Annotated in this window: 31 protein-coding genes; 5 read left to right on the forward strand and 26 right to left on the reverse strand. The window is 33.9% G+C overall.

The genetic code is table 11. The features are described from left to right. Positions 1-7: 7 nt before the first annotated feature. The 3 genes from HQN85_RS06570 to polA form a co-directional block, all read right to left on the reverse strand. On the reverse strand, positions 8-373 hold the full coding sequence (locus tag HQN85_RS06570; protein WP_173270384.1) for a hypothetical protein: 366 nt from the start codon (positions 371-373) through the stop codon (positions 8-10). Between the two features lie 64 nt (positions 374-437). Next, positions 438-1,313, reverse strand: a complete 876-nt coding sequence (locus HQN85_RS06575) for an energy transducer TonB (RefSeq protein WP_173270387.1) — start codon at positions 1,311-1,313, stop codon at positions 438-440. A gap of 11 nt (positions 1,314-1,324) precedes the next feature. Beyond that, complete coding sequence (gene polA / locus HQN85_RS06580) at positions 1,325-4,132, reverse strand: DNA polymerase I (protein ID WP_173270390.1); 2,808 nt, start codon at positions 4,130-4,132, stop codon at positions 1,325-1,327. A gap of 139 nt (positions 4,133-4,271) precedes the next feature. Here polA and HQN85_RS06585 point away from each other — a divergent pair, with 139 nt between their 5' ends. Beyond that, positions 4,272-4,940, forward strand: a complete 669-nt coding sequence (locus HQN85_RS06585) for a hypothetical protein (protein WP_246249661.1) — start codon at positions 4,272-4,274, stop codon at positions 4,938-4,940. A gap of 21 nt (positions 4,941-4,961) precedes the next feature. Here HQN85_RS06585 and HQN85_RS06590 read toward each other — a convergent pair whose 3' ends face one another. Continuing rightward, complete coding sequence (locus tag HQN85_RS06590; RefSeq protein ID WP_173270395.1) at positions 4,962-5,525, reverse strand: DNA-3-methyladenine glycosylase I; 564 nt, start codon at positions 5,523-5,525, stop codon at positions 4,962-4,964. Between the two features lie 8 nt (positions 5,526-5,533). After that, entirely contained in the window at positions 5,534-5,881 is a 348-nt protein-coding gene (locus HQN85_RS06595; protein ID WP_173270398.1) for a carboxymuconolactone decarboxylase family protein, read from the reverse strand. 47 nt (positions 5,882-5,928) lie between these two features. Between HQN85_RS06595 and HQN85_RS06600 the strand changes: the two genes are divergently transcribed. After that, the gene (locus HQN85_RS06600) at positions 5,929-6,279 is read left to right on the forward strand and encodes a hypothetical protein (protein ID WP_173270401.1); all 351 of its coding nucleotides are present in this window, start codon (positions 5,929-5,931) and stop codon (positions 6,277-6,279) included. Here HQN85_RS06600 and HQN85_RS06605 read toward each other — a convergent pair. Both HQN85_RS06605 and trmB read right to left on the reverse strand, forming a co-directional pair. Then, on the reverse strand, positions 6,276-6,605 hold the full coding sequence (locus HQN85_RS06605) for an MGMT family protein (RefSeq protein ID WP_173270404.1): 330 nt from the start codon (positions 6,603-6,605) through the stop codon (positions 6,276-6,278). The two genes, HQN85_RS06600 and HQN85_RS06605, sit on opposite strands and share 4 nt — an antisense overlap. Continuing rightward, on the reverse strand, positions 6,605-7,255 hold the full coding sequence (gene trmB, locus HQN85_RS06610; protein WP_173270407.1) for a tRNA (guanosine(46)-N7)-methyltransferase TrmB: 651 nt from the start codon (positions 7,253-7,255) through the stop codon (positions 6,605-6,607). The genes HQN85_RS06605 and trmB overlap by 1 nt, the downstream gene beginning before the upstream one ends. A 158-nt stretch (positions 7,256-7,413) precedes the next feature. On the opposite strand from trmB, the gene HQN85_RS06615 reads away from it, so the two are divergent. Continuing rightward, positions 7,414-8,346, forward strand: a complete 933-nt coding sequence (locus tag HQN85_RS06615; RefSeq protein ID WP_173270410.1) for a hydrogen peroxide-inducible genes activator — start codon at positions 7,414-7,416, stop codon at positions 8,344-8,346. Here the strand turns inward: HQN85_RS06615 and HQN85_RS06620 are convergent. The 4 genes from HQN85_RS06620 to HQN85_RS15950 form a co-directional block, all read right to left on the reverse strand. Next, positions 8,343-8,783: a hypothetical protein gene (locus tag HQN85_RS06620; protein WP_173270412.1), complete on the reverse strand. Its 441-nt coding sequence runs from the start codon at positions 8,781-8,783 to the stop codon at positions 8,343-8,345. The two genes, HQN85_RS06615 and HQN85_RS06620, sit on opposite strands and share 4 nt — an antisense overlap. Positions 8,784-8,987: 204 nt before the next feature. Next, a complete protein-coding gene (locus tag HQN85_RS06625) occupies positions 8,988-9,596 on the reverse strand; it encodes a superoxide dismutase (RefSeq protein WP_216847239.1) in 609 nt (202 codons plus the stop codon). Positions 9,597-9,671: 75 nt separating this feature from the next. Then, positions 9,672-10,151, reverse strand: a complete 480-nt coding sequence (locus HQN85_RS06630) for a nucleoside deaminase (RefSeq protein WP_173270414.1) — start codon at positions 10,149-10,151, stop codon at positions 9,672-9,674. A gap of 138 nt (positions 10,152-10,289) precedes the next feature. Continuing rightward, positions 10,290-10,487: a hypothetical protein gene (locus HQN85_RS15950; RefSeq protein WP_317170028.1), complete on the reverse strand. Its 198-nt coding sequence runs from the start codon at positions 10,485-10,487 to the stop codon at positions 10,290-10,292. 91 nt (positions 10,488-10,578) lie between these two features. Between HQN85_RS15950 and HQN85_RS06640 the strand changes: the two genes are divergently transcribed. Beyond that, entirely contained in the window at positions 10,579-11,766 is a 1,188-nt protein-coding gene (locus HQN85_RS06640) for a class I SAM-dependent rRNA methyltransferase (RefSeq protein WP_173270416.1), read from the forward strand. Between the two features lie 8 nt (positions 11,767-11,774). Here the strand turns inward: HQN85_RS06640 and HQN85_RS06645 are convergent, their stop codons facing one another. The 10 genes from HQN85_RS06645 to HQN85_RS06685 all read right to left on the reverse strand — a co-directional run bounded on the left by HQN85_RS06645 (position 11,775) and on the right by HQN85_RS06685 (position 19,780). Then, positions 11,775-12,026: a DUF6814 family protein gene (locus tag HQN85_RS06645; RefSeq protein WP_173270418.1), complete on the reverse strand. Its 252-nt coding sequence runs from the start codon at positions 12,024-12,026 to the stop codon at positions 11,775-11,777. Between the two features lie 4 nt (positions 12,027-12,030). Continuing rightward, positions 12,031-13,557 (reverse strand): MFS transporter, encoded by a 1,527-nt coding sequence (locus HQN85_RS06650; RefSeq protein ID WP_173270419.1) that lies wholly within the window; start codon positions 13,555-13,557, stop codon positions 12,031-12,033. A gap of 183 nt (positions 13,558-13,740) precedes the next feature. Further along, positions 13,741-14,037, reverse strand: a complete 297-nt coding sequence (locus tag HQN85_RS15700) for a hypothetical protein (protein ID WP_216847240.1) — start codon at positions 14,035-14,037, stop codon at positions 13,741-13,743. Positions 14,038-14,064: 27 nt separating this feature from the next. Then, a complete protein-coding gene (locus HQN85_RS06655) occupies positions 14,065-14,826 on the reverse strand; it encodes an SDR family NAD(P)-dependent oxidoreductase (protein ID WP_173270422.1) in 762 nt (253 codons plus the stop codon). A 45-nt stretch (positions 14,827-14,871) separates the two neighbouring features. After that, on the reverse strand, positions 14,872-15,291 hold the full coding sequence (locus tag HQN85_RS06660) for a helix-turn-helix domain-containing protein (RefSeq protein ID WP_173270425.1): 420 nt from the start codon (positions 15,289-15,291) through the stop codon (positions 14,872-14,874). Continuing rightward, on the reverse strand, positions 15,291-16,346 hold the full coding sequence (locus HQN85_RS06665) for a nucleoid-associated protein (RefSeq protein ID WP_173270428.1): 1,056 nt from the start codon (positions 16,344-16,346) through the stop codon (positions 15,291-15,293). The genes HQN85_RS06660 and HQN85_RS06665 overlap by 1 nt, the downstream gene beginning before the upstream one ends. A 167-nt stretch (positions 16,347-16,513) precedes the next feature. Continuing rightward, a complete protein-coding gene (locus tag HQN85_RS06670; RefSeq protein WP_173270431.1) occupies positions 16,514-17,299 on the reverse strand; it encodes a TerC family protein in 786 nt (261 codons plus the stop codon). Positions 17,300-17,379: 80 nt separating this feature from the next. After that, on the reverse strand, positions 17,380-18,705 hold the full coding sequence (locus HQN85_RS06675) for a hypothetical protein (RefSeq protein WP_246249663.1): 1,326 nt from the start codon (positions 18,703-18,705) through the stop codon (positions 17,380-17,382). Further along, positions 18,702-19,232, reverse strand: coding sequence for a hypothetical protein (locus HQN85_RS06680; RefSeq protein WP_173270433.1), 531 nt, complete (start codon positions 19,230-19,232; stop codon positions 18,702-18,704). The genes HQN85_RS06675 and HQN85_RS06680 overlap by 4 nt, the downstream gene beginning before the upstream one ends. Next, entirely contained in the window at positions 19,229-19,780 is a 552-nt protein-coding gene (locus HQN85_RS06685) for an RNA polymerase sigma factor (protein WP_173270436.1), read from the reverse strand. Before HQN85_RS06685 ends, HQN85_RS06680 begins: the two co-directional genes overlap by 4 nt. A 176-nt stretch (positions 19,781-19,956) precedes the next feature. Here HQN85_RS06685 and aspS point away from each other — a divergent pair, with 176 nt between their 5' ends. Continuing rightward, complete coding sequence (gene aspS, locus HQN85_RS06690) at positions 19,957-21,702, forward strand: aspartate--tRNA ligase (RefSeq protein ID WP_173270439.1); 1,746 nt, start codon at positions 19,957-19,959, stop codon at positions 21,700-21,702. Between the two features lie 181 nt (positions 21,703-21,883). On the opposite strand, the gene HQN85_RS06695 is transcribed toward aspS, so the two are convergent. From HQN85_RS06695 to HQN85_RS06715, 5 genes are all read right to left on the reverse strand, one after another. Further along, positions 21,884-22,324, reverse strand: coding sequence for a hypothetical protein (locus HQN85_RS06695; RefSeq protein ID WP_173270442.1), 441 nt, complete (start codon positions 22,322-22,324; stop codon positions 21,884-21,886). Then, complete coding sequence (locus HQN85_RS06700; RefSeq protein ID WP_173270445.1) at positions 22,308-22,691, reverse strand: phage holin family protein; 384 nt, start codon at positions 22,689-22,691, stop codon at positions 22,308-22,310. Before HQN85_RS06700 ends, HQN85_RS06695 begins: the two co-directional genes overlap by 17 nt. 20 nt (positions 22,692-22,711) lie before the next feature. Next, positions 22,712-22,978, reverse strand: coding sequence for a YtxH domain-containing protein (locus HQN85_RS06705; RefSeq protein ID WP_173270448.1), 267 nt, complete (start codon positions 22,976-22,978; stop codon positions 22,712-22,714). 77 nt (positions 22,979-23,055) lie between these two features. Beyond that, entirely contained in the window at positions 23,056-24,108 is a 1,053-nt protein-coding gene (locus HQN85_RS06710; protein WP_173270450.1) for an AI-2E family transporter, read from the reverse strand. 87 nt (positions 24,109-24,195) lie between these two features. Then, complete coding sequence (locus HQN85_RS06715; RefSeq protein ID WP_173270453.1) at positions 24,196-25,623, reverse strand: sigma-54-dependent transcriptional regulator; 1,428 nt, start codon at positions 25,621-25,623, stop codon at positions 24,196-24,198. Between the last annotated feature and the right edge of the window lie 133 nt (positions 25,624-25,756).

Raw genomic sequence — 25,756 nt, forward strand, 5'->3', positions numbered from 1 at the left:
TTATGACTTAGTTTTTCTTTGCTGCTTCTTTGTTTACTTTGTAACGCATATCAGCAGTGCCATCTTTTTTCTTAGGACCAGCAACTTTAGCTGCTTTATTAGCTTTCAAACGCATATCTGGCGTGCCATCTTTTTTAAGGCCTGCACTTGGAGCAACCGTTACTTTTTTAACTTCTTTTTTAACCGCCACAGGAGCAGTAGCTTTTACAACTGTTGTTTTTGTTTCAACTTTAGCTACAGGAGCTGCAACTTTAACTTGAGCTTTGGCTGTAGTTTTTTTAGTTGCTGCTTTTGCTGCTGGAGCAGCTGTTTGTGCAAAAGTAGTACTGATACCCAATACTGCAATCGCAATAAGACCTAATAATTTTTTCATGTTTTCTTTGTTTTTATTGATCTAAAGTCCTCATTATAAATGAAGATTAAATGAAGTTAATAACCTAATTTCCAAGTTGAAATGTAATCGGAACAGTATTGTGCATATTGATAGGCTCGCCTAACTCTTTAGCAGGAATCCAATTCATTGAAGCATTCAAAACTCTTATAGCTTCTCTGCTCAATTCTGGATCTGGGCTTTCCTTCACCTTAACATCCTCAATTTTTCCATCGTCCATTACCATAAACTCTAATATTACAGTACCCTGAGTTTTATTTTTTACAGCATTTGCTGGATATCTAATTGCCTTAACTAAAAAACGATTAAAGGCTTGCGCTCCACCAGGAAAACTTGGTGGCTGTATAATTAAAGTGCTAGCCACATTCTTTCCTTCTTGATCAAAATATACTCCATCTATAAACTCACCTTGTTCAGTATATCTTTCTTTAAAAGCTGGTTTTCCATCAGAATAAAATAACCTCCAAACACTAATCTTTTTACCACGAAAATATTTCCCTTCCTTTTTAAGTTGGTTATTATCCCAATAGGATTTAAAAACACTATGTAAATTACCCCAAGCATAATACGCGTTTTCTGCAAGTTGATGATTAGGATAATATTTTTTCCATACACCATTCTTGTAACCTTTTTCGTAATTACCTTCTTCTTTTAAATTATTATTGTCGTAAAAAGCATAAGGGCCTTTTCTAACTTCTAATTTTTTATCAGCAAAGCTGATTGTTTCTTGGAGAATATTCTTTTTATTATAAAAATACACCACCCATAAACTATCTTTTTGTTCAACAGTCTTAGTCCATTTAGAACGCAATGGATCTTTAGTATAACCCGGACTAGAGAAAACTGTGGTGGTATCTTGCTGCGCAAAAACCTGGTTACCAATTCCTAATATTGTAACAGTTAAAAAAATTATCCTTTTCATGCTGATGGATCCTAATGCGCTGCCAACCAATTATGACCTTGACCAATTTCAATTTCTATAGGTACTTGGGTTTTAATTGCTGTCTTCATTCGATGTGTAATGATGGCTTTCATTTCCTCGACTTCGGTTTTCAAAACATCAAAAACTAGCTCATCATGCACCTGCATTGTCATTTTAGAGCCTAATTTTTGGTCTTGCATATCTTTATGAATATTGATCATGGCAATCTTAATTAAATCTGCCGCAGAGCCTTGTATGGGCGCATTAATTGCATTTCGCTCTGCATAACCTCTAACGGTTTGATTTGCCGAATTAATATCCCTTAAATATCTTCTTCTGCCCATTATAGTTTCTACAAATCCGTTTTCACGAGCAAAATTCATAGTGTCGCTCATGTATCTTTTAATGCCTGGATATTGTATAAAATATTGTTCAATTATTTCTGCAGCTTCTTTACGTGGAATATTTAAATTTTGCGATAAACCAAATGCCGATTGACCATAAATAATTCCAAAATTTACCGCTTTTGCATTTCTACGTTGAGTAGAATCAACCTCTTCTATGGAAATTCCATAAACTTTAGCAGCCGTTGCAGTGTGAATATCTATGCCCTTACTAAATGCATCTAACATATTTTCTTCCTTACTTATTTCCGCAATAATGCGCAATTCGATTTGCGAATAATCGGCAGATAACAAAATATGATCTTCATCTCTGGCAATAAACGCTTTACGCACTTCTCGACCTCGCTCTGTACGAATAGGAATATTTTGCAAATTAGGATTATTAGAACTTAATCTTCCTGTTGCTGCAACTGCCTGATTATATGACGTATGAACTCGGCCAGTTTTAGGATTTACCATTAAAGGCAAAGCATCTACATAAGTTGATTTTAATTTTTGAAGCTGGCGGAAATCTAAAATATTTTGGACAATATCATTTTTACTCGCTAAATAAGTCAACACGTCTTCGCCAGTTTGATACTGGCCTGTTTTTGTCTTTTTAGCTTTCGGATCTAATTTTAAATGATCAAATAGTACTTCGCCCAATTGTTTTGGTGATGCTAGATTGAACTTCAATCCAGCTTTCTCATATACACTTTCCTCAGCTTTGGTAATCTCAGTTTGTAATTCAATTGAATATGCGTTTAAGGTTTCAATATCAATTTTAACACCTTCCTTCTCGATATCAGCCAATACATATACTAATGGATTTTCTATCTCTTCTGCCAATTTAATTGCATTTCTCTCCTTCAGCATCGGCTCGAAAATGTTTGCTAATTGTAAGGTCACGTCTGCATCTTCCGCGGCATAATCTACCACATTTTCTACAGGTACATCTCGCATATTTCCTTGCGATTTACCTTTTGCTCCAATCAAAGTAGTAATAGAAATAGGTGTATAACCTAAATAATTTTCAGCTAGAACATCCATATTATGACGCGTATCTGGATCAATTAAATAATGAGCCAACATGGTATCGAATAACTTCCCTTTCACTTGGACATCGTACCATTTTAGTACCAACATATCGTATTTGATATTCTGTCCTATCTTAACAATATTTTCATTTTCTAACACTATTCTAAACTCATCGAGGATACTTTGTGCAATTACTCTATCATCCGTCAATGGAATATAATAACCTTCTCCAGTTTTTATTGAAAATGATAAACCCACCAAATCTGCCAAATTTGCATCAGTTCCAGTCGTTTCTGTATCAAAAGAAATGCTGGGTTGCGCTAATAAAAGATCAATTAACTCTTTCCGTTGTGCGGGAGTATCAATTAAAAAATACTGATGTGGGGTATTAGCTATATTTTTTGCATCAATTGGCGTATCAAATAACGATGGCTGTTCGGTAAAATCTTTTCGTTTTGTTTCTACATCATTACCAAATAAATCTTTTTGCTGACTTGTATTTTTAGAATCGTTTATACTGAAATCTTCTCCAAAAACTCTTCTGCCTATTGTTCTAAACTCAAGTTCAGCAAATAAAGGTTCTAACAATTCCCTACTTGGTTCTTCAACAATTAATTTTTCTTCATTAAATTCTACTGGAACATTTAAAATGATAGTAGCTAATTTTTTAGAAACTAAACCTTGTTCTGCAAAATTTTCTACATTTTCTCTCTGTTTTCCTTTAAGTTCATGGCTATTGGCGATAATATTTTCCATGCTACCATATTGTTTAATCAACAATTTTGCGGTCTTTTCTCCAATACCTGGGATACCTGGAATATTATCAACTGCATCGCCCCAAAGACCTAAAATATCTATAACCTGAAGTACATTTTCAATTTCCCATTTGGCTAAAACTTCTTTTACTCCTAATATTTCCATTTCATTGCCCATGCGAGCAGGTTTGTAAATGAAAATGTTTTCTGAAACTAATTGTGCGAAATCCTTATCGGGTGTCATACAATATACCTGAAAACCTCTTTTTTCGGCTTCCTTTGCCATGGTTCCAATAATATCATCTGCCTCAAAACCATCTTTTGTAATTACAGGAATATTAAATCCTTCGATTAGTTTAAAGATGTAGGGTAATGCTTTCGCTAAATCCTCTGGCATTGCTTCTCGATGTGCTTTATACGCCACGAAATCTGTATGTCTTTCAGTTGGTGCTTCTGTATCAAAAACTACAGCAATATGAGAGGGCTTTTCCTTCTTCAATACCTCCATTAACGTGTTCGCGAAGCCCATAACAGCTGATGTATTTACACCACTTGACGTAAAACGAGGGTTTTTACTCAATGCAAAATGCGCTCTGTAAATTAGCGCCATCCCATCTAAAAGGAAAAGTTTTTTATTATCCATGATAAGTGTAAAGTTAATAATAGCCATCAAATTTGATAATGGTATTTAGATTTTATTTTTCTTTATTATCTTTATTCTTTGCTCCTTATCTTTATCTGTATGGCGCAACAAGACCCGAAAATTAACGTTATTTATGCGTATGAAAGCATTTAAATTTTTGTTCGTATTTCTCCTATATAGCGCTAAGTTATTTGCGCAAGATGCTGTTTTAATTAGCGAAGGGAATTTTGTTCGAGGCGTAATAAAAGGCACAAATTTTAGTTCGGTTGCCATAATGCAAGACGACCAAACCATTGTAGAATATCAAGCAAAGGATATCCAATCTTTTGTGTGGAATGGAGAAACTTATGTAAGTAAACCCATCGTTATAAAGAAAAAAATGGAATTTCGTTTTTTTAAAGTGCTTGAAACTGGTACTGTAAATTTATATTCATACGGCGATAAGGGAGTAATAGCACAAGCACCTCAGCCGAAAGTAAAAGTTAGGCCAACTTTTGGAGTTGGGATTGGTAGCGGCGGTTTTGGGGGTGGAATTGGTGGGGGTATAACTATTGGAGGCGGTAGCCGAAGAAATGACGATGAGGGAAGTGCAGGGCCTAAAGGCAAGATTAGTTATTTTTTAGAAAAACCAGGAACTGGACCAATGCAAGAAGTTAATTTGGACAACAGTAATGTTGTAAAAACAATATTATTACAAAAGCTAACTAATGATGATGATTTAGCCGAAAGTATAAAGGCTACCGAAAGTTTTGATGCAAAAAATTTGGTCGCCTACATCAAAGCTTATAATTCGTCTGGTAAAAAGTAATTTTAATCTTTTTGCTTGCTATTATCTAGCTATACAGCCAATTTCGTGATCGTTTACCATTCCGGTTGCTTGCATGAACGCATAACAAATTGTTGTTCCAAAAAACTTAAAGCCTCTTTTCTTCATATCTTTTGCTATAGCATCTGAAATTTCAGTACTTACTGGAATTCCACCATTTTTAAAGTCGTTAATAATGGGCTTTTTGTTAGGCATATACGCCCAAATATAATCGGCAAAAGAACCAAATTCTTCCTGGAGAGCAATAAACAACTTTGCATTTTTTATGGTCGAATTAATTTTCAATCGATTTCGAATAATTCCCTCGTCCTTCATTAATCTTTCTACATCAGCTTCTGTAAAAGCAGCAACTTTTTGTACATCAAAGTTGGCAAATGCTTTTTTATACCCTTCTCGACGTCGTAAAATGGTAATCCAACTCAAACCTGCTTGCGCTCCTTCTAAAATTAAAAATTCGAATAAAATTTTATCATCAAAAACAGGCTTTCCCCATTCATCATCATGATATTTAATGTAAAGCTCATCTGTGCCGCACCAATGACAGCGTTTAAGAGAATTCTGATCCATAATTTTTATTAAGAATTTGAATTTAGCTCATCCCAGTACTCAACTGCTCTTCTATAATGAGGGATAACGATTGAGCCGCCCACTAAATTTGCAATCATAAATACTTCGTTCATTTCCGCATGGCTAACGCCTTCGTTATAGCATTTTTCTAAATGATATTTAATGCAATCATCGCAACGAAGCACCATGGAAGCTACCAAACCAAGCATTTCTTTAGTTTTTACATTTAAAGCTCCATCTGCATAAGTTGTAGTATCTAAAGCAAAAAACCGCTTAATATTTGTATTGGATGATTCCATAATTCTATCGTTCATTTTTGTACGATAGCTGTTAAATTCTTCTACTAGTTTTCCCATATTGAATAATATTTTTTCTTAATTTCAAGAAATCAATCTAAACGACAATGAAAATTATTTCCCCTAAAATTCACGCTATTTTAGATTATGTATTTGTAATCTTTTTAATTGTAGCCCCAAATATAATTGGTTTATCAACTACTGCAGCAACCTTTTCAATGATCCTTGGCGGCATTCATCTTTTGCTCACATTAGTCACCATGTTTAAAGGTGGAGTAATAAGATTGATCCCATTCCCAGTTCATGGAATTATTGAACTTGTGGTGAGTTTCACTTTAGCTGTTCTCGCTCTTACTGTGTTTAGAAAAAATATGATAGATCATTTTTATTATGCCGCTTTGGCTATAACTATCTTTATCATATTTATTTTAACAAATTTTAAAGCAAAAACTAATTAAATTATCTCTTCTAAAGGATTCCAAAACACTTTCTTAAAATCTCTTATTTTATCATTTTCAACTTTTATACCTTCCTGTTCTAACAGTTGTTGCATTAATTCTGGCGGGGAAAAATGGAATTTCCCAGTTAATAATCCGCTGCTATTCACCACTCTATGTGCAGGAACTTTTGGTTGTGCAATTCCTGCATTACTCATTGCATAACCAACCATACGAGCAGAACCACCTGCACCTAAAGCTTTAGCAATTGCCCCATATGATGTCACTCTTCCTTTCGGTACTAACCTAGCAATTTCAAACACTTGTTCATAAAATGATGCTTCCATTAGCTAAATGAAAATTGAATATAATTGATGTTTTTATCGTGTTTTAAATATATTCTTTCGTAATGAGTTTTTATAGATAAAACCTCATCAGCAAATTCTGATTGATATAAATGATTAGTATTTTTATGAGTAATGAGATTTAATTCCGCTACTTTTTCGCAAGTATAAGCGTACAAACCATCGTTATCCGTTTTTAAATTTATTTTACCACCTGGTTTTAATAGAATTTTATACTTGTCCAAAAATCCTGGGTACGTTAGGCGTTTCTTCTCTCTACTTTCTTGTGGTTGTGGATCTGCAAATGTTATCCAGATTTCATCAACTTCTCCAGCCGCGAAGTATTCTAAAATATCTTCAATTTGAATACGCAAAAATGCCAAATTTTGGATGCCTTCATCTACACCAGTTCTAGCACCTCGCCAAATTCGATTTCCTTTTAAATCTATACCAATAAAATTCTTTTCTGGAAATAACCTTGCTAAGTTTACCGAATACTCACCCTTCCCACAAGCTAACTCCAATACAACAGGATTTTCATTCTTAAAATGATCTGAAGCCCATTTTCCCTTCATAACTTTGCCTAAATGCAATTGGTATACATTTGGAAAAGTATCTATCTCTGCAAATTTCCTTAATTTATCTTTACCCACGCTTAAATTTTTATAACACAAAAGTAAGATTTAATTAGCAATAGTAATTGGATCATTCTTTTGTTTTGTTTAATTGCTTACCGAACTAAATAGATAATCTAATTTTTATATTATCATCAAAATTTATATATTTAAATTTAATAATCAATTTTAACTATATGACCTTAATTCAACTCGAATATATTGTAGCTGTAGATACCTATCGAAGCTTTGTAAGCGCCGCTGATAAATGCTTCGTAACACAACCTACACTAAGTATGCAAGTACAAAAGTTGGAAGAATTTTTAAACGTTAAAATATTCGACAGAAGCAAACAACCTATTATCCCTACTGAAATTGGGGCACAAATTATTGCGCAAGCACGTATCGTTTTACAAGAGAACAAGAAAATAAAAGAAATTATAAGCAGTCAGCAACAAGATGTAATTGGCGAATTAAAAATTGGCATCATACCAACAATTGCACCTTATTTATTGCCTGAAGTAATTGCTTCAATGTTAGAGAAATACCCAGACTTGAAATTATTAATATGGGAATATACTACGGAAGATATCATTCATCATCTTAAAACTGGAGTAATTGATTGTGGCATTTTAGCTACTCCTTTAGTTGATGCTAATATTAGCGAAATGCCTTTATATTATGAGAATTTTGTAAGCTACATTAGTAAAAACAGTAAGCTTTATAAGAAGAGAACTATTGATGCTGATGATTTAGAAGACGAGAATATATGGCTTTTAAATGAAGGTCATTGTATGCGTTCACAGGTATTGAATATTTGCCGCTCGACAAAAAATAACCGTTTACAATCATTAACCTATAATACAGGGAGTGTAGAAACTTTAATTAGAATGGTAGATGTTAATGATGGAGCAACATTATTACCAGAGTTAGCTTTAGCTGATTTAAGCGCAAAACAACTTAATAAAGTACGCTATTTCAAATCGCCAGAACCTGTTCGGGAAATTAGCTTGGTGACACACAAAAACTTTATTAAAAAAAGAATGTTAAACGCTTTGCGTGAAGAAATATTAGCAGTTATTCCTAAAACTATGAAAAACCACAAAAAGAAAGATGTGATTGGAATTTAGTTATTCCCCTTTGTTTTTAATCCTTCAATACCCACAACCTTTTCCTCTTCTTCACCTTTTTTCTTTTTCTTTTTCTTCGTTGGGTCTACTCCACTTAAACGCTCCTCAATCAGTTTATTAAATTCGATGATTTGTTCGGGTTTTAAAACGGCTTTAATGTTAGCGTTGGTTTCGTTTTGTAGCCTGTAAATTTTGGTTTCATCTTCGTCTTTATATGTACCAGCTTGTTGCTTTTTAAAAAGCAATAATTGCTCTTTATACATGTTAAAAACGTAATTATATGCAATGCTTCTTTGAGTTGAACTTAATGTCAAACGCTTCTCTAATTCATCTACGTTTTTTTTTGCCAGTTCTTCTGCAGTTGGTGTTTTTTGTTGAGCAAAAGTTGGAAGTGCAAAACCTGCTATTAAAAGGAATAAAAAAATTAACTTCTTCATTGAAAACATTTTTGAACTCGCAATTTACGAAATTATTAAGAAATAATAACTTAAAACCTAAAAGGATGACTATTAGTTGTGGTTTCTTGCGATGTTTTGCCTTAATTCAACCCGATTGGAGTGGATACGATTTTTCATTGTATAAACGAAAAGTGGGGCTAACTTTAATAGTTGCCCCGCTTTTGCTTTTCTAAAAAAAGAAAATTATAGTGCTTTTTTGTAACGCTCTGCTACTGCATCCCAGTTTACAACATTCCAAATTGCAGCCAAATAAGATGGACGCATATTTTGATATTTTAGATAATAAGCATGCTCCCAAACATCAATACCAAAAATTGGTGTGCCTTTTACTTCTGCAATATCCATTAATGGATTATCTTGGTTGGGAGTTGAAGAAATAACTAGTTTTTTATCTGCCCCTACAGAAAGCCAAGCCCAACCAGAACCAAAACGAGTTGCTCCAGCATCTTGAATTTTAGTTTTAAAGTCTGCGAAAGAACCAAAAGCTTCGTTAATTGCTTTAGCTAAATCGCCAGTTGGTTCACCACCTTTATTTGGGCCAAGAACTGTCCAGAATAGAGAGTGATTATAGTGACCACCTCCGTTATTACGAACAGCTGCAGGGAATTTAGAAATATTTTTAATGATATCTTCAATGTTCGAATTAGCCTCAGGCTTACCTTCTAAAGCTTTATTTAAGTTTGTAACATAAGCTTGGTGATGTTTACCATGGTGAATTTCCATAGTTAATTTATCAATATGCGGTTCTAATGCGTCTGTTGCGTATGCTAACGCTGGTAATTCAAAAGCCATAATATTTATTATTTAAGTTTAAAATGTTAATGTACAAATATAACTCACAAAGGTTAAGTTTTATTCAATTGTTTGTCAACTTTCTTTACGTTTTTGTTGAAAAAATATGCTCATTAAAGCACCACAGTCCTGAGCCAAAACGCCACCTTTTAGAACAGTTTTTGGATGCAAAAGGTTTTGATTGATCTTGGTAAAACCTCGTTTATCTTCATGTGCACCGAAAACAACTCTGCTAATTTGGGTCCAATAACTAGCACCTGCGCACATTACGCAAGGTTCAATCGTTACATACAACGTGCAATCTTTTAAATACTTACCGCCTAATGTTTGGGCGGCGGCTGTAAAAGCCTGCATTTCTGCATGTGCTGTAACATCATTTAATTGTTCTGTTAAATTATGTCCTCGTCCAATAATTTTACCTTCACAAACTACAATTGCACCTATTGGGATTTCATCAGCGTCAAATGCTTTCTTTGCTTCATTTAAAGCTAAACGCATAAAGTGCTCGTCTGCTAAATCTGGATTTTGGTTTTCTTCGAAGTTATAAAAACTCATTTTATATTAATTTATTGCCATTTGGCACTTTTTTATCCAGTGAAGCTAATACAATGTCTCCATTTTCATCTGCAAATCCGGTAACTAAAAATTCGCTCATAAATTTACCAATCTGTTTTTTAGGGAAGTTGATTACACCTATAATTTGTTACCAACTAACTCTTCCTCTGTATAGTTCTTAGTAATTTGCGCACTACTCATTCTAATTCCAAATTCACCAAAATCTACCTTTAATTTGTAAGCTGGTTTTCTGGCTTCAGGAAAATTATAAACTTCAAGTACGGTTCCCATTCGTAATTCTACTTTTTCAAAATCGTTCCAGGTTATTTCTTCCATAGGGTAAAAATACAAAAGTATTGCGATATCAGATTTGATTCCAAAACCTTAGACCTTCCAACCTTCGACCTTATTTTATTACCTTTGTAAGATGGTAGAAATTAAGCTAAAAAAGGGGAAGGAAAAAGCAGTTTTGCAACGTCATCCATGGGTTTTTTCTGGAGCATTAGAAAAAATTATAGGAACTCCTGAAAATGGAGATGTTGTTAAAGTTTGCAGTGCGAATAACGAATTTTTAGCTTATGGCTATTATAACGATCAATCTCGTGTTGCTGTTCGTTTATTGGAATGGGATGAAAACCAACAAATTGACATGGCTTGGTACGAACAAAAAATTAACAAAGCGATAGAATCGAGAGCACATCTCTTAAATAACAAAGACACCAATGCTTATCGTTTAATTTTTAGCGAAGCTGATTTTTTACCTGGTTTAATTGTAGATAAATATGCCGATTTTCTTTCTGTTCAGATTTTAAGTACGGGTATAGAAAAAGCGAAATCTACTATTATTGATGTTTTAGTAAAAGCTTTACAACCCAAAGGGATTTTTGATCGTAGCGATGCAACTGCCCGTACACATGAAGGAATTACTGCCGAAAACGGATTACTTTGGGGGGAGGCACCCGCAGCGTTTATTGCAGTTAAGGAAAATGGGATTACCTATCACATTAATATTGCAGAAGGGCAGAAATCTGGGTTTTATTGTGACCAACGCGATAATCGTTTGTTATTGGCCGAGTATACTAATGGAAAAAATGTTTTAGATTGTTTTAGTTATAGCGGTGGTTTTAGTTTGAATGCTTTTAAAAAAGGTGCAAAGCAAGTTACTAGTGTAGATAGTTCTGCATTGGCCATTGAGACTTTAAAACAAAATATCGAACTCAATAAATTCGATGCGAAAAATCATATTGCAATACAAGCCGATGTAAATAAACAGCTAAGGACTTTTAATGAGGAAGGTAAAAAGTTTGATATTGTAGTTTTAGATCCGCCAAAGTATGCACCTTCTCGTTCTGCTTTGGATAGGGCTGCTCGTGCTTATAAAGATTTAAATCGTAGAGGATTAATGCTATTAGAAAGCGGTGGTTTGTTGGCTACTTTTTCGTGTTCGGGAGCTGTTGATATTGAAACCTTTAAGCAAATTATCGCTTGGGCTGCGCTAGATGCAGGAAAAGAAGTACAAGTAATTAAACAATTTTCACAACCAGAAGATCACCCTGTGCGATTATCCTTTCCAGAAGGAGAGTATTTAAAAGGTTTATTGGTTAGGGTTTTATAATAGCAGAACTATAATTCTTCTGAACTTTCTGGCAATTTATCGTACTCTCCTGCTAAGGCATATTTACCAAAAATAACTAAGCCAATTGCTATCGGGATAAATATTAATAAGATAATTCCCCATTGCAATGCGGTGTTAGTTTGCGCTATTCCTGCTTCTGCTTTACTTACTTTATCCCAAGCTTGGAAAGCCATAAAAATCATTGCTGCTGGACCTAGAATAATCCATACTAATCCTAATATTTTTTTAAATGCTTTCATAGGTTTAATCGTTAACGTTCTCGTCTGTTTTGTTTGATAAATAAACTGCTCCAATTATAAAGCTTAGTGTTGCAATCCCGATAGGATACCATAACCCAGATAGTGGTGTAGAGCCTGCGAAACTGGCAATTAATGTGGCTATAAATGGAACTAGACCACCAAACACTCCGTTACCAACGTGGTATGGTAAGGACATAGAAGTGTATCTAATTTTTGTTGGGAATAACTCAACCAAAAATGCAGCAATTGGTCCATAAACCATTGTAACTAATAAAATTTGGAAGAATACTAAGCCTACAAAAAGCCAAAAGGTTGCTGTTGGCAATACTTTGTCTTTAGCTATCTCTGTATGGCCTATCATTTTGTTTGAATCTGCATATACCGTATCGATGGAAACAGAATTAAATGATGCTCCATTGGCCAAACTTATTTTTGAACTTATTGTAATTAGACTATCTCCTTTATCATGCAACGCCATTCTTGTTATTATTGGCGCATCTTTTTTTACAAGTGGCGAAGTGCTCCATGTAGTTACATCGCTTTTATCTAAAAACAACTGATAAATTGGTCGATAAAAGATAATCCCTAATAACATCCCTGTCAACATAATCCACTTACGACCAACTCTATCGCTCCAAGCACCAAATACGACAAAAAATGGTGTGGCAAATGCAATTCCCCATAGTAAGATATATCGTGAATCGTTAAAGTCTATTTTACAAGTGTTTTCTATAAAGGATTGTGCGTAAAACTGACCTGTATACCAAATTACTCCTTGCCCCATCGTTGCGCCAAATAAAGCTAAAAGCACCATTTTAAAGTTTCCTTTTTTACTAAAACTTTCTTTCAATGGGTTTTTAGAGATATTGCCTTCTGTTTTAAGTTTGGTAAACATTGGTGATTCGTGCATCTTTAAGCGGATGTAAATAGAAACGCCAACTAATAAAATAGAAAGTAAAAAGGGAATTCTCCAGCCCCAATCTGCAAATGCAGCGGCGCCGATTAAGTTTTTAGAAAGCACTATAATTCCTAAAGAAAGGAATAAGCCTAAGGTTGCTGTTGTTTGGATCCAACTTGTAAAAAAGCCACGCTTACCTTTGGGTGCATGTTCTGCTACGTAAGTGGCTGCTCCTCCATATTCGCCTCCCAGAGCTAGGCCTTGCACTAAACGTAAAATTAAAACTAAAATAGGTGCAGCATAGCCGATGCTTGAGTATGAAGGGATAAGTCCGATTAAAAATGTGGAGCCACCCATTAACACTAAGGTTAATAGAAAAGTATATTTTCTGCCAATTAAATCGCCTAAACGACCAAAAACTAATGCTCCAAATGGGCGTACGATAAAGCCTGCTGCAAAGATGGCCAATGTATTAATTAAGGCCGAAGCACCTGCATCTGCTGGGAAAAGTTGTGCGCCAATGATGGTTGCTAAACTGCCGAAGATATAAAAATCATACCATTCGATTAGTGTTCCTAATGAGGATGCACCGATTACTTTAAAGATGCTATTTGGTTTAGTTGCTGAGCTCATACAACTTAAAACTAAGCCTTTAAAAATTAAATTACAACTACCAGATTAAAAAGATGCTTTGTGTTTTAAGAGTAGATTGTAGTTTAATCTCTTTTTTACATAGCTAGGTTTCTTTTTTACATTGACTGTTTCCTTTTTGACAATGGCTGTTTTCCTTTTGACATTAATAGTTTTCTTTTCGACTTAGTTTAGTTTCTTTTTTACATTGACTGTTTCCTTTTTGACAATGGCAGTTTTCCTTCTGACATTATTGGTTTTCTTTTTTACATAGTTAGGTTTCTTTTTTACAGTAACGGTTTTCTTTTTGACAATGACAGTTCTCCTTTTTACATTGTTAGTTTTCTTTTTGACATAGCTAGGTTTCCTTTTGACATTGACAGTTTTCTTTTTTTCATCGCTGGGTTTCTTTTCAACATAGGGAGATTTCTTTTTTACATAAATAGGTTTTGAGCAAAGATAGACGACCTCATAGTAAGGCATAATTGCCTAACCTTTGCGCTTTGATGTTTATATAAATTGTCCGCCGGATACCTCTAACCTTTGAGCGTTTACCCAACGCCCTTCTTCAGAACAAAGAAAAGCTACTACGCCACCGATATCATCGGGCAAACCCACTCTTCCAAGTGCGGTGTTTGAAGCAATTACAGCATTTAATTGTTCATTATCACGTACAACACCCCCGCCAAAATCTGTTTCTATTGCGCCTGGTGCTACAACGTTTGCGGCAATACCTCTTGGTCCTAATTCTTTTGCTAAATATTTTGTGAATACTTCAATAGCACCTTTCATGGCTGCATAGGCACTATATCCTGGCAGGGCAAAACGAGTTAAACCAGTAGCCAAATTTATAATTCTTCCACCATCAGCGATAATTGGTAAGGATTTTTGGGTTAAAAAGTAAACTCCTTTAAATTGAATGTTGCTCAACAAATCGAAGTCTTCTTCTGTTGTTTCTGCGAAGTTTTTGTGAATGCCTATTCCTGCATTGTTAATTAAGAAATCGAAGCTGTCTCTTCCCCATTTTTCAGTTAAAGCATTTTTTACTTGAGTGATAAAGCCATCGAATGATTTCACGTTTCCTGCATCGAATTGAAGCGAAACTGCTTTTTGGCCTAGAGCTGTTATCGAATTAACAACTTCATCAGCCTCTGCTTGTTTGCTATTATAGGTTAAGATAACATCGATTCCTTTTTTGGCAAGTGCTAAAGCCATGTTTTTTCCTAGTCCGCGGCTACCGCCAGTTACTAGTGCTATTTTTTGTGTTTGCATATATTTAATGTTTAAATTATATACAAATATCTAGGTAAATAGTGCTTAAAAAATGGTGCTAGTTTCCGAATTAATGGTGTTAGTTTCCGATTCTATAATTTGTTTTCGGTATTGTTTTGGTGTGATGCCTTCGAATGATTTAAAGAACTTAGTGAAGTTTGTGGGTTCATTGAATGTTAGCTTGTAACTAATTTCTGCTATCGACATTGGCGTTTCGCTTAGCATTTTACGTGCTTCGTCCATTGTTCTTTCTTCTGCAAAATGGCATGGAGAATGACCGGTAGTTAATTTAATGGTGTTGCTAAAATGTGTTGGATGGATAAATAATAAAGCGGCAAAATCTTTAATGTGAAACATTTTATCTACTCTGCCCGTCATAATATCTTGGATGTGTTTTTCTAACAGCTCGAAGAATTTTGCTGTGATTTCATCTTTTCGGGTGAGGATTTTATGGGGGATTGCCATTACTGTTCTTCTTTAAAATAGACTTTATAGTAATTCATGTATTTATCGTCATCAAATCCTTTTTCGATGAGTTCTTTATTTCCATGTATGTAAATGTGGAAGTTTTTATCGAGTTTTAAAATACTTTTAAAGGCTTTTGCTTGTTTTTTGACAGCGGCATCAGAAATATCGAAGTTATCTGCTATTGATGTATCGAACTCTTCTTCGTAACTTTTTTTGTAGTTTTTAAATGATTCTATTCCTTCTTTATTGGCAATAACTTCATTCGAAAACTCATCCATATCAAAGGTTTCTTTTTCCTTAAAATATTTCATAGAACGATTTAACAAATCGATTTTATCTGTTTTTGATATCTCAAAGTCATCGTCTAATTTTTGGGTGACAAAGTTTTTGTAAACGCCTAAAACGTTTTGCGTTTGGTTATAATTATCGTTCCTAACTTTAAGTTTTAAGAACTCATCTTTCCAATATACTGCTTCTGTGGAGCGATTTGTTTGGTCAATTACAGCTACTTTAAATCCTTCTTCTTTGTCGGTATTAAATATTAAACAGCCTTTATCTAGTTTATTAATGTTTATGCCTTCTTGCTCGTAACTTAAACCGAAGCCATTTTGCTCGGGATAAACTTTTAAATAGCTTTCTTTTGTTTCTGATTTAAAAATGCCAATTGTGTCGTGTAAATCGCCTTCTATTTGTACGTTTTCGAAGTAGGCTACATATAATTCTCCTGATTTGATTTTAGGGTGATTGGAGATTTCGAATAAATAGGTGGCCAATTTCTTTGTATTATCATGGAAGACTTCGCCATTTGCAAAAATTTCTTCTGCGAAATGATACACTTCGTTTAAGTTGAGATCATTATTTGGGTGTGTAAACCGATAAATCTCATTTGTTTTTTCATAAGGAGAAAGAAAATATTGCAACAAAAGCTGGTTCAGCATTTCATCTTGAATATGCATTGATTTTTCTGAGAGCACATAAAATTCATCTTGCAGTTTGTTGCCAATTCTATGGATAGAAAGTTCGGCCAAGGTGGCTTCGGAAAAAGTGATCATATTTTTAAATTGAGGCGTAAAGAAACGAAGATTTTATGAAATTGAATTAAGAATTACTGTCTTTGTGATATAAACCTTATTGGAGTGAACACGTAGCGAAGCGAAGTAAAACGAAAAGAAGGGATATCGTTACCGACGCCCTTCTTGCTTAGTTTTTCTAAAAATTCTTATTTTTCTTTATCGTCAATTCGTGGGTCATTTAACTCTACTAAATGTTGTTTTTGACGTTTTCTGAAAATCATATTTAAAACTTCTACGCCAACTGAGAATGCCATACCGAAATAGATGTAATTTTTAAGGTGCATTTCGTGTGCCGCAGCTGCATCCCAACCTTCGATGATTAGACTTAAACCTATCATTACTAAAAAAGATAAAGCCAACATTTTTAGTGTAGGATGTTTGTGTATAAAGCCAGCTATTTTTGGGCTAAATGTGAACATGATTATCATAGCGATTACTACTGCAATAATCATTACTTCTAAATGTTTTGCTGTTCCACCGGCGGTGATAATGCTATCGAATGAGAACACTGCATCTATGAGCATAATTTGAAAAATTGCTGCGCCAAATGCTAATGGTTTTTTATTTTTTTGGTCTAAACTTGGGTCTTCACCTTCTAATTTGTGGTGAATTTCCATAACAGATTTGTACAGTAAAAACAATCCGCCGAATAGCATTACTAAGCTTGCTAAGTCGAAGCCTTTTCCAAACCAACTTTCTGGAATGATGTAATTTCCTTTTTGTTGTAATAACCAACTTAAGCCAAATAGCATTAAACAACGAGAGGTGATTCCTGTAATCATCCAAATGATACGTGCTTTCTTTTGGGAAGCAACATTTACTCGGTTTAAAATAATGCTTACGAAGATTACATTATCGATGCCTAAAACAATTTCTAATAGCGTTAGGGTAAAAAGTGAAATCCACGCTTCTGGACTGGTTAGTAATTCCATAGTTAATTTATCTTGGCACGAATATAAAAAAAGCCTATTGATTTATATCAACAGGCTTTGGTATTATTTGTTTGGTTTGTTTATTTAAAAGTTACTGCACCGTATTCGGCATTTATTTTAACATCGGCAACGCCACCGTTACCAATTTTACCACTGTATTTTTTTGTTTCATCATCTGAAGAAACCATTTTAGAGGTTACATCAGCACCATATTTGAATGAGCCATATGTTTTGCTGACTTCGAAATTAGCATTGTATCCGTTTGCAAAGCCTAAGTTAACATCTGCATACTCGGATTTTATTGTTAAAATTTTGCATCCTGAGCTAATATTACCAATGTTTAAGTTGTTATACTCCATATCAAAATATCCATCTCCTTTTAAACTACCAATTGTTGCGCCTGTATATTGAGCATCTAGTTTTAATTTGCCTACACTACCGATAGCGAGTTTATTATATTGTTGTTTGATGGAAGCATTACCATTAATTGTTGTTACGTTCACGTTGGTATATTGTGCATCTAATTCTAAATTGTCTACTGCTCCGATAATCAAGCCGCTACCATATTGTTGTTTAACAACTGCATTGCCTTTTATATTAGTAATGTTCGCACCAGCGTATTGTACGTCTAGATCTAATGTTTCTACCGTGCCTATAGTTAAGCCTTTACCATACTGTTGCTTTACTACCGCCTTATTTAGTTCTTGTATATTCGCATTACCGTATTGTACAGAAATATAATTGTTATTGCTGCTTAAGTTGCCTGCTGTAAAGTTACCATATTGTACTTTAGCATATAATGCAGCAGACAGATTTCCCATGTTAACATTTCCATACATGTTTGAAAGTGTTAGTGCATTATTTGCAGGCATATATACTATATAATTTACTTTAACTTCTTTGCGCCAAAGCACTTTTCCGTTTCTAATACTCTTTCCCCAGTTGCCATTTTTCTCGCCCATGCTTGTTTTATAGGTAACTAAATCTCCGGTTTTAGTTGCAATAATTGAAACATCGTCTAACAATTTTTGTGCATCATTATCGCTTGTGCTATAGGCTTTAATATCAACATCTACTTTAATTTCATTTCTATCCCAAACTTTAATAACCATTTCTCCGTATCGGTTACTTAAATTTATTTTATCGCTTTTATCCACGCTGAATGTTTTTGAAAACGTTTTGGCTTTCATTGGTCCATCAGCTTGATCTTGAATATTTGTTGATGTTGTTACATTAACTTCAGGATGCACCTGAACATTTGTATTAACAGCATATGATCTATTTGATGAGGTACTAACAGAAACTGTTGGATTTGCATTAATATTAACTGTTACTTCTGGTTGCTGCTGTGCGTTTACTTGTATAGCGAGCAATAGCATACTCGAAATACTTAATAGTGGTTTCATATTGTATTCTCCTTTTTATATTGATTGACTTGGTTTATAATGGATAATTGTTGGCTTAACACACTTGCTTGTATTTCTAGATTTTTCATCATTGCTCTTACAATTATATCAGGATTTGGACTGGTTTGTAATTGCTTTTTAAGCTTCTGATAATCGTTGTCTAGCTTGTTCATGTCATCGAGAAATTTGCGATATAACTCGGGATTTTGTTTTGCATAAATTTGTAAGCTATCCTTTTTTTCCTCTATTAAACTCGCAAATCGCATTTCCTTTTTCCCAAATGCCGGATTTACATCTGCAACATCAATTGTGGTGTTTGCTTTGTTATAGTTATACGTAAAATAGATACCCAAACTAATGACCAACATAGCGGCAATACTGAGCCATTTATATAGTTCAATTTTTTTTTTCGGTTGTTGTTTTTTATCCAACTCTGCAGAAATTCGTTCCCATAATTGGTCTGATGGACCTTTTACTTCAAATGCTTTCTTGTTTTCTTTTACAAACTCTTCTAATTTATTGTTCATCTTGCTACTCCTTTCATTTCTAATAAACTATTCAACTTTCTTTTTGCTCGCATGTACTGGGAGCGTGATGTATTTTCTGTTATTTTTAATATGTGTGCTATTTCTTCGTGATCGTATCCTTCAAATAAATAAAGAGTAAGCACCACTCTATATCCATCTGGCAATTCGTTCATTGCGGCTTTTATAGCTTCCACTTTTAGCGTTGTTTCTTCGTAATCGAAACTTGGCTCATCGGCGATTTCTACTTCTTCAATAGATACAAATTCTGCTTTGCGTTTTCTTAAATAATTAATTGATCTATTAATTACAATCTGCTTTAGCCATAAACCAAAAGTTGTTTCTTGTCTAAAATCCGCAATGCGATTAAATGCATCTAAAAATGCTTCTTGTAGAACGTCTTCGGCTTCTGCATCATCATTCACAATTCTTAGCGCTACATTATACATCGCGTTAGCATACAATTTGTAAATTTCAAATTGTGCTTTGCGACTACCATGTCGGCAATCATTTACGAGCTCTACGTGCTTATCTATGTATACTGTTTCCAAGTTCTAAAGCGTTCTGATTAAAAGACATTGTATTTTTAAAAACGTTGCATCAAGGTAGAAAAAAAATTAGATGGTTAGTTAATTTGTTCTTTAGTTGGTTGGCACGAACAAACCAAACAACTACTTACTAATTAAAATAAAATCGGTATTTTTGCGGCTCAAAATTTAATTTAAAGATGTTAAGAACAACAACTTGCGGTGCGTTAACACTGCAAAATTTAGGCGAAAATGTAACACTCTGCGGTTGGATGCAGAATTCTAGAGATTTAGGCGGGATGACTTTTATAGATATCCGCGATCGTTACGGTATAACCCAATTGGTTTTTAACATGAATGATAATGCAGATTTATGTGCTGGCGCTCGTAGCCTTGGTCGTGAATTTGTAATTAAGGTTAGCGGAACCGTTGTAGAGCGTTCAAATAAAAATAAAGAAATTCCAACTGGAGAAATTGAAATTAAAGTAACCGAATTAGAGATTTTAAATGCAGCTAAATTACCTCCTTTCCTTATAGATGATAAAACTGATGGTGGTGACGATTTACGCATGAAATATCGTTACCTAGATTTACGCCGTAACCCGATTAGAAATAACATGATTTTGCGTCATAGAATGGCTCAATCGGTTCGTCGTTATTTAGATGCATTGGATTTTATAGAAGTAGAAACACCTGTTTTAATTAAATCTACACCAGAAGGCGCAAGAGATTTCGTGGTGCCAAGCCGCATGAACGCAGGCGAATTTTATGCTTTGCCACAATCGCCACAAACATTTAAACAGTTGTTAATGGTTTCTGGTTTCGACCGCTATTTTCAGATTGTAAAATGTTTTAGAGATGAAGATTTACGTGCAGATAGACAACCAGAATTTACACAGATTGACTGTGAAATGTCTTTCATAGAGCAAGAGGATATCTTAAATACTTTTGAAGGTTTAATTCGTACTTTGTTTAAGGAAGTCCGCAATTATGATTTACCAGAAGTACCTCGCATGCAATATGCGGATGCCATGAAATTTTATGGTTCTGACAAACCAGATACTCGTTTTGAGATGAAATTCGTTGAAATGAATGACATCGTTAAAGGCAAGGATTTCCCTGTATTTGATAATGCAGAATTAGTGATTGCTATTAATGCAAAAGGTTGTGCGCATTATACACGTAAACAATTAGACGAGTTAACTGACTTTATAAAACGTCCTCAAATTGGTGGAACTGGTTTAATTTATTTGCGCCACAATGAAGATGGTTCGCTAAAATCATCTGTAGATAAGTTTTATAACGAAGAAGAATTAGCAAAATGGTCGGCTGCATGCCAAACCGAGCCAGGCGATTTAGTTTTAGTAATGGCGGGTGGAACAGATAAAGTTCGTAAACAATTAAGTGAGCTACGTTTAGAAATGGGTTCACGTTTAGGTTTACGTGATAAAGATAAATTCTCTGCACTTTGGGTTTTAGACTTTCCATTGTTAGAATGGGACGAGGAAACTGAGCGTTACCACGCTATGCACCATCCATTTACTTCTCCAAAACCAGAAGATATTGCACTGTTAGATACAGACCCTAAAAACGTTCGTGCTAACGCTTACGATATGGTAGTAAATGGAACTGAAATTGGCGGTGGATCTATTCGTATTCACGATAGAGCGTTACAAGCTTTAATGTTTAAACATTTAGGTTTTAGCAATGAAGAGGCTCAAAAACAATTTGGCTTTTTAATGGATGCATTTGAATTTGGCGCTCCACCACATGGCGGTATTGCTTTCGGATTTGATAGATTATGTTCAATTTTTGCAGGTTTAGATTCAATTAGAGATGTAATTGCATTCCCTAAAAATAATTCGGGCAGAGATGTCATGATTGATAGTCCAAGTACAATTGATGACAAGCAATTAAAAGAGCTGAAAATAAAAACTGATTTATAAACAAATTTCGTCATTGCGAGGTACGAAGCAATCTCCTTTAGGTATTACGCTTTAAGGTTGCTTCGTGCCTCGCAATGACGAACAGCAACAAAAAAGGTCTTGCCAAATTGCCAAGACCTTTTTTGTTAGATTGAGTTCGCTGTTCTAACTAATAAACAAGTGAACTAATTAAGCCAATGAACTAATAAGTTTCGCTATCAGGCGGAATGCCATAATCTACAAAAGCAACATCTTTCTTTTTACCTTTCTTATTAAATAAAGATTTCACCATATTAAAAATTCCAGATAAATTTTCTGCATCTAAGGATTTACCGACTTTACCAGAAACTAATGCTCCAAGTGCTTTAGTAATTATTCCAGATCCTTTAAAAATAGTACTATTTAAAAGCATTGGCAATGCGATTGACATGATCTTGCTTATTATATGTGTATTCTCATCTAGTTTTAGAAGACCGTTGGGTGTAGCAAATTTTTTAATCATGTTGCCTAAAGAAAATTGCTTTATATAATTTTTAGAATCTTCTTTAAGCATTACCCCTCTATGCTTGTAATCAGCTTTTAACAACTGCACTTGAGCATGCAGATCGTCTAGAGTATTTATATTGTTATAATTTATCTTCATCGAATTCTTCTTTATCGGCCACTTTATCAAAATACTTTCTGATAAATAGATTTATCAAATGTTTTTCAATGTGTTTGTCCTTAGTTATATAAACAATAATAGATAACAATAGATAAATGCCAGCAACACAACCAAATCCTGCAGCGTAACTACCAAACACAGTAGATAAATAAAGTGCTAAGGTAAATGATGCAAATAAAAATGCTAATACAAAGCAAATGATTACAGCCGCATTAGTGATTAAATCTGCAAATATTTTAGAGCCCTTTTCAACTGCTGATAGTTTTGTATATTCAATTCTAGTATCGATATACGCTTTAGCATCTAAAAAAATCTCCTCAAGATCTTTTTCTTTTTTTTCTTCCATTATCTGTTAGTTTAAATAGCTCAAACGTTTTCTACTTCTGAAGAATATTCATCTTCTACATCACGAAGTTTACTTTTAATAGAATCTATAACTTTATCTTTTAAGCTAGTTAAATTATTAATTTCATCTGCTGCTTTATCTTTAATAGAATCGCCGAAGTCTTTCAATGATTGGCTTAACTTATCGCGAGTTTCGCTTCCTTTATCTGGAGCAAATAACAAACCTAATGCTACACCTGCAGCTAAACCTGCTAATAGTCCTACTACTACTTTTGAATTATCACTCATGATCTTTAATTTTTAAATGTTTAACAATTTGTATTTCAAATATAGCACTGCTGATGTTATGCTATTGTTATCTTATTTTATAACTCATCCTCACCATCAATTGTTTTAATTCTTTCTAATCTTTCTGATGCCATTGAACTGGTTTCATAAATTTTTATGAGCAAGAAAAAATACGATAATAACAATGGCCCGAATACCAGCCCTAATATACCAAATAAAGGAATACCAATAACTACGCCAATTACTGTGATTATTGGGTGAATATTTCCAACTTTTTTCGCAATCATAAATCTGAGTACATTATCTATATTGATAATCACAACAAACCCGAAAATTATCATTGCCCAACCGGCAAAGTTGTGTCCATCTGCCAACTGTAATAAAGCGGCAGGTACAAATATTACAGGAGGTCCCAATACTGGTACAAGAGAAATAAAAGAGGTTACCACCCCCCAAAAAAGTGGGTCTTTATAACCCAAAACATAAAATGACAAGCTAACCAATGACCCTTGAACAATTGCAATAAATCCTTGTCCTACAACATTTGCATAAGTAGTGTTTCGCATTTCTTCTGCAAAGCGATAGGCATTCTGTTCTCTAAAAGGCGCATATTTTACTAATGCATTTTCAAAAGCTTCTCGCTCTACCAACATAAAATAGAGCAAAAAATACATCAGTAATAATCCAAGTACTATATTAAATACTCCCGAAATTAACGATGGGAATAAACCTGTTGCCCAAGTTCCGATGTTTTTTAAACCGTCTTCTATAATTTTCTGTACATTACCACCAACCGGCAATAGGTGCTGTAACTTATAAAGGAGGTTTTTAAAATATATTTCATCATTTTTAAGTTCTGTAATTTTTTCAATTACCATACTACTTAGCCCATAAAATGGAAGAACTAATACAATAATTGAAATAAATAAAAGTAGTACTGCCGTAAACCTACGATTCCAGTTTTTTACCTCAGTTAAGTAAATATAACTTGGACGTAAAATAGTATATAAAACAAGTGTACTTAGTAAAGAGCCAAAAATTCCCGTTAAGGAATAGGCAATTAAACAACCTAATGCTATGATAATAACAAGATTGATGTAGTTGCGCTGTTTATAAGTAAATAGAGACATATAGAGCTTTAGATATATACTATATTACACAAAAGCTCTCAAATTGTTTTAGTCAGTACTATTTTTAATTACGAGTTTAAAAACTGATTATTCATTCTCTGCATCTATTGCCTTCATTTTATTATAGAGTGTTTTTCGATCTATATTTAAAATTTTAGCGGCTTTAGTTTTATTGAAGTTTACTTCTCTTAATACATTTAAAATTGCTTCATACTCGGCTTCAAGTGCAGCTTCTTTTAAGTTTTTTGGTTTATTTGAGGGAGTACTTCTTGTAATAGAATTACCAACTGCATTCTCTATCGCTGCTGCCTTTGCATAAGTAGAAATTTCTAATGGTAAAGCTTTTAGTTGAATTTCTTCCGTTTCGGTTGATAATGCTGCTCTTCTTACTACGTTTTTAAGTTCGCGAACATTTCCCGGCCAATTATAGGTTAAAAAACAGTCTTCTACTTCTGCGGAAAAACCTTTTACGTTTCTATTTAATTCTTGATTTGCCATCACTAAAAAAGTTGAAGCAAAAACCATAATATCTCTTCCTCTTTCACTAATTGGTGGTAAGTGAATAGAGAATTCATTAAATCTGTGGTATAAATCTTCTCTAAATCTACCCTTTTGAATAGATTCCCCTAAATTTTCATTGGTTGCAACAATAATCCTTACATCTAAATCAATTTCTTTAGTGCTACCTATACGTTTAATCTTTCTCTCTTGTACAGTTCTCAATAAAGCCGCTTGAATATCATATGATAAATTGCCTACTTCATCTAAAAATAGTGTACCTCCATTTGCCATTTCAAAATGACCAATTTTGGTGTACAGAGCTCCAGTGAATGATCCTTTTTCATGACCGAAAAATTCACTACCAGCAAGTTCTTTAGTTAAAGAACCGCAATCCATTGCAATAAAGGGTTTATCTTTTCTAGGGCTGTTTAAATGAATAGTTTTAGCTACTGATTCTTTTCCTGTACCACTTTCTCCTGTTAAAATTACACTATATGATGTTGGTGCAACAAGCATAATTTGCTTCATTAATTCTCTTGAGGCACTACTTTGTCCAACTACAAATTCACCAGTTTCCGCTTGTACCTGTTTTGCTGCCTTATCTTTTTTATTTTCTGAAGTTCCTGCTTCTGAATTGTATTGATTTAGCGCAATTTGAGTTTCAATTGCTTTATTAATTGTATTTAAAATCTCATCTGGGTAAAGTGGTTTTGTAATATAATCATATGCACCTAATTTAATTAGCTCTACTGCTAATTTAATATCAGAATACCCTGTAATTATAATTACACCAGTACTTGGATAACTCTCTTTAATTTTGATTAGCATTTCCTTTCCATCAGTATCCTCTAAACGGTAGTCACATAAAACTAAATCAAATTTTTGTTTAGAAAGATACTCCATTGCGGAACTTCCACTTGTAGTTGTTTCAACGATAAACGAGTTTCTAATTAGAAATTTTGACAACAATAATCCTATATTAACTTCATCGTCAACTATTAATATTTTCTTCATAAGCATATTATTTGGTTACAAATAATAGCTAAATATAAGAAATTTTTGATATGGGAAATATTTTCTACACTATTTTTTAATAAAATTCACCTAATTTTTGTTAAAATAAAAAAGCATCAAAATGTTTTGATGC

Origin of the sequence: Pedobacter boryungensis, assembly GCF_013204825.1 — a bacterium.
In the GTDB taxonomy this organism is placed as follows: domain Bacteria; phylum Bacteroidota; class Bacteroidia; order Sphingobacteriales; family Sphingobacteriaceae; genus Pedobacter; species Pedobacter boryungensis.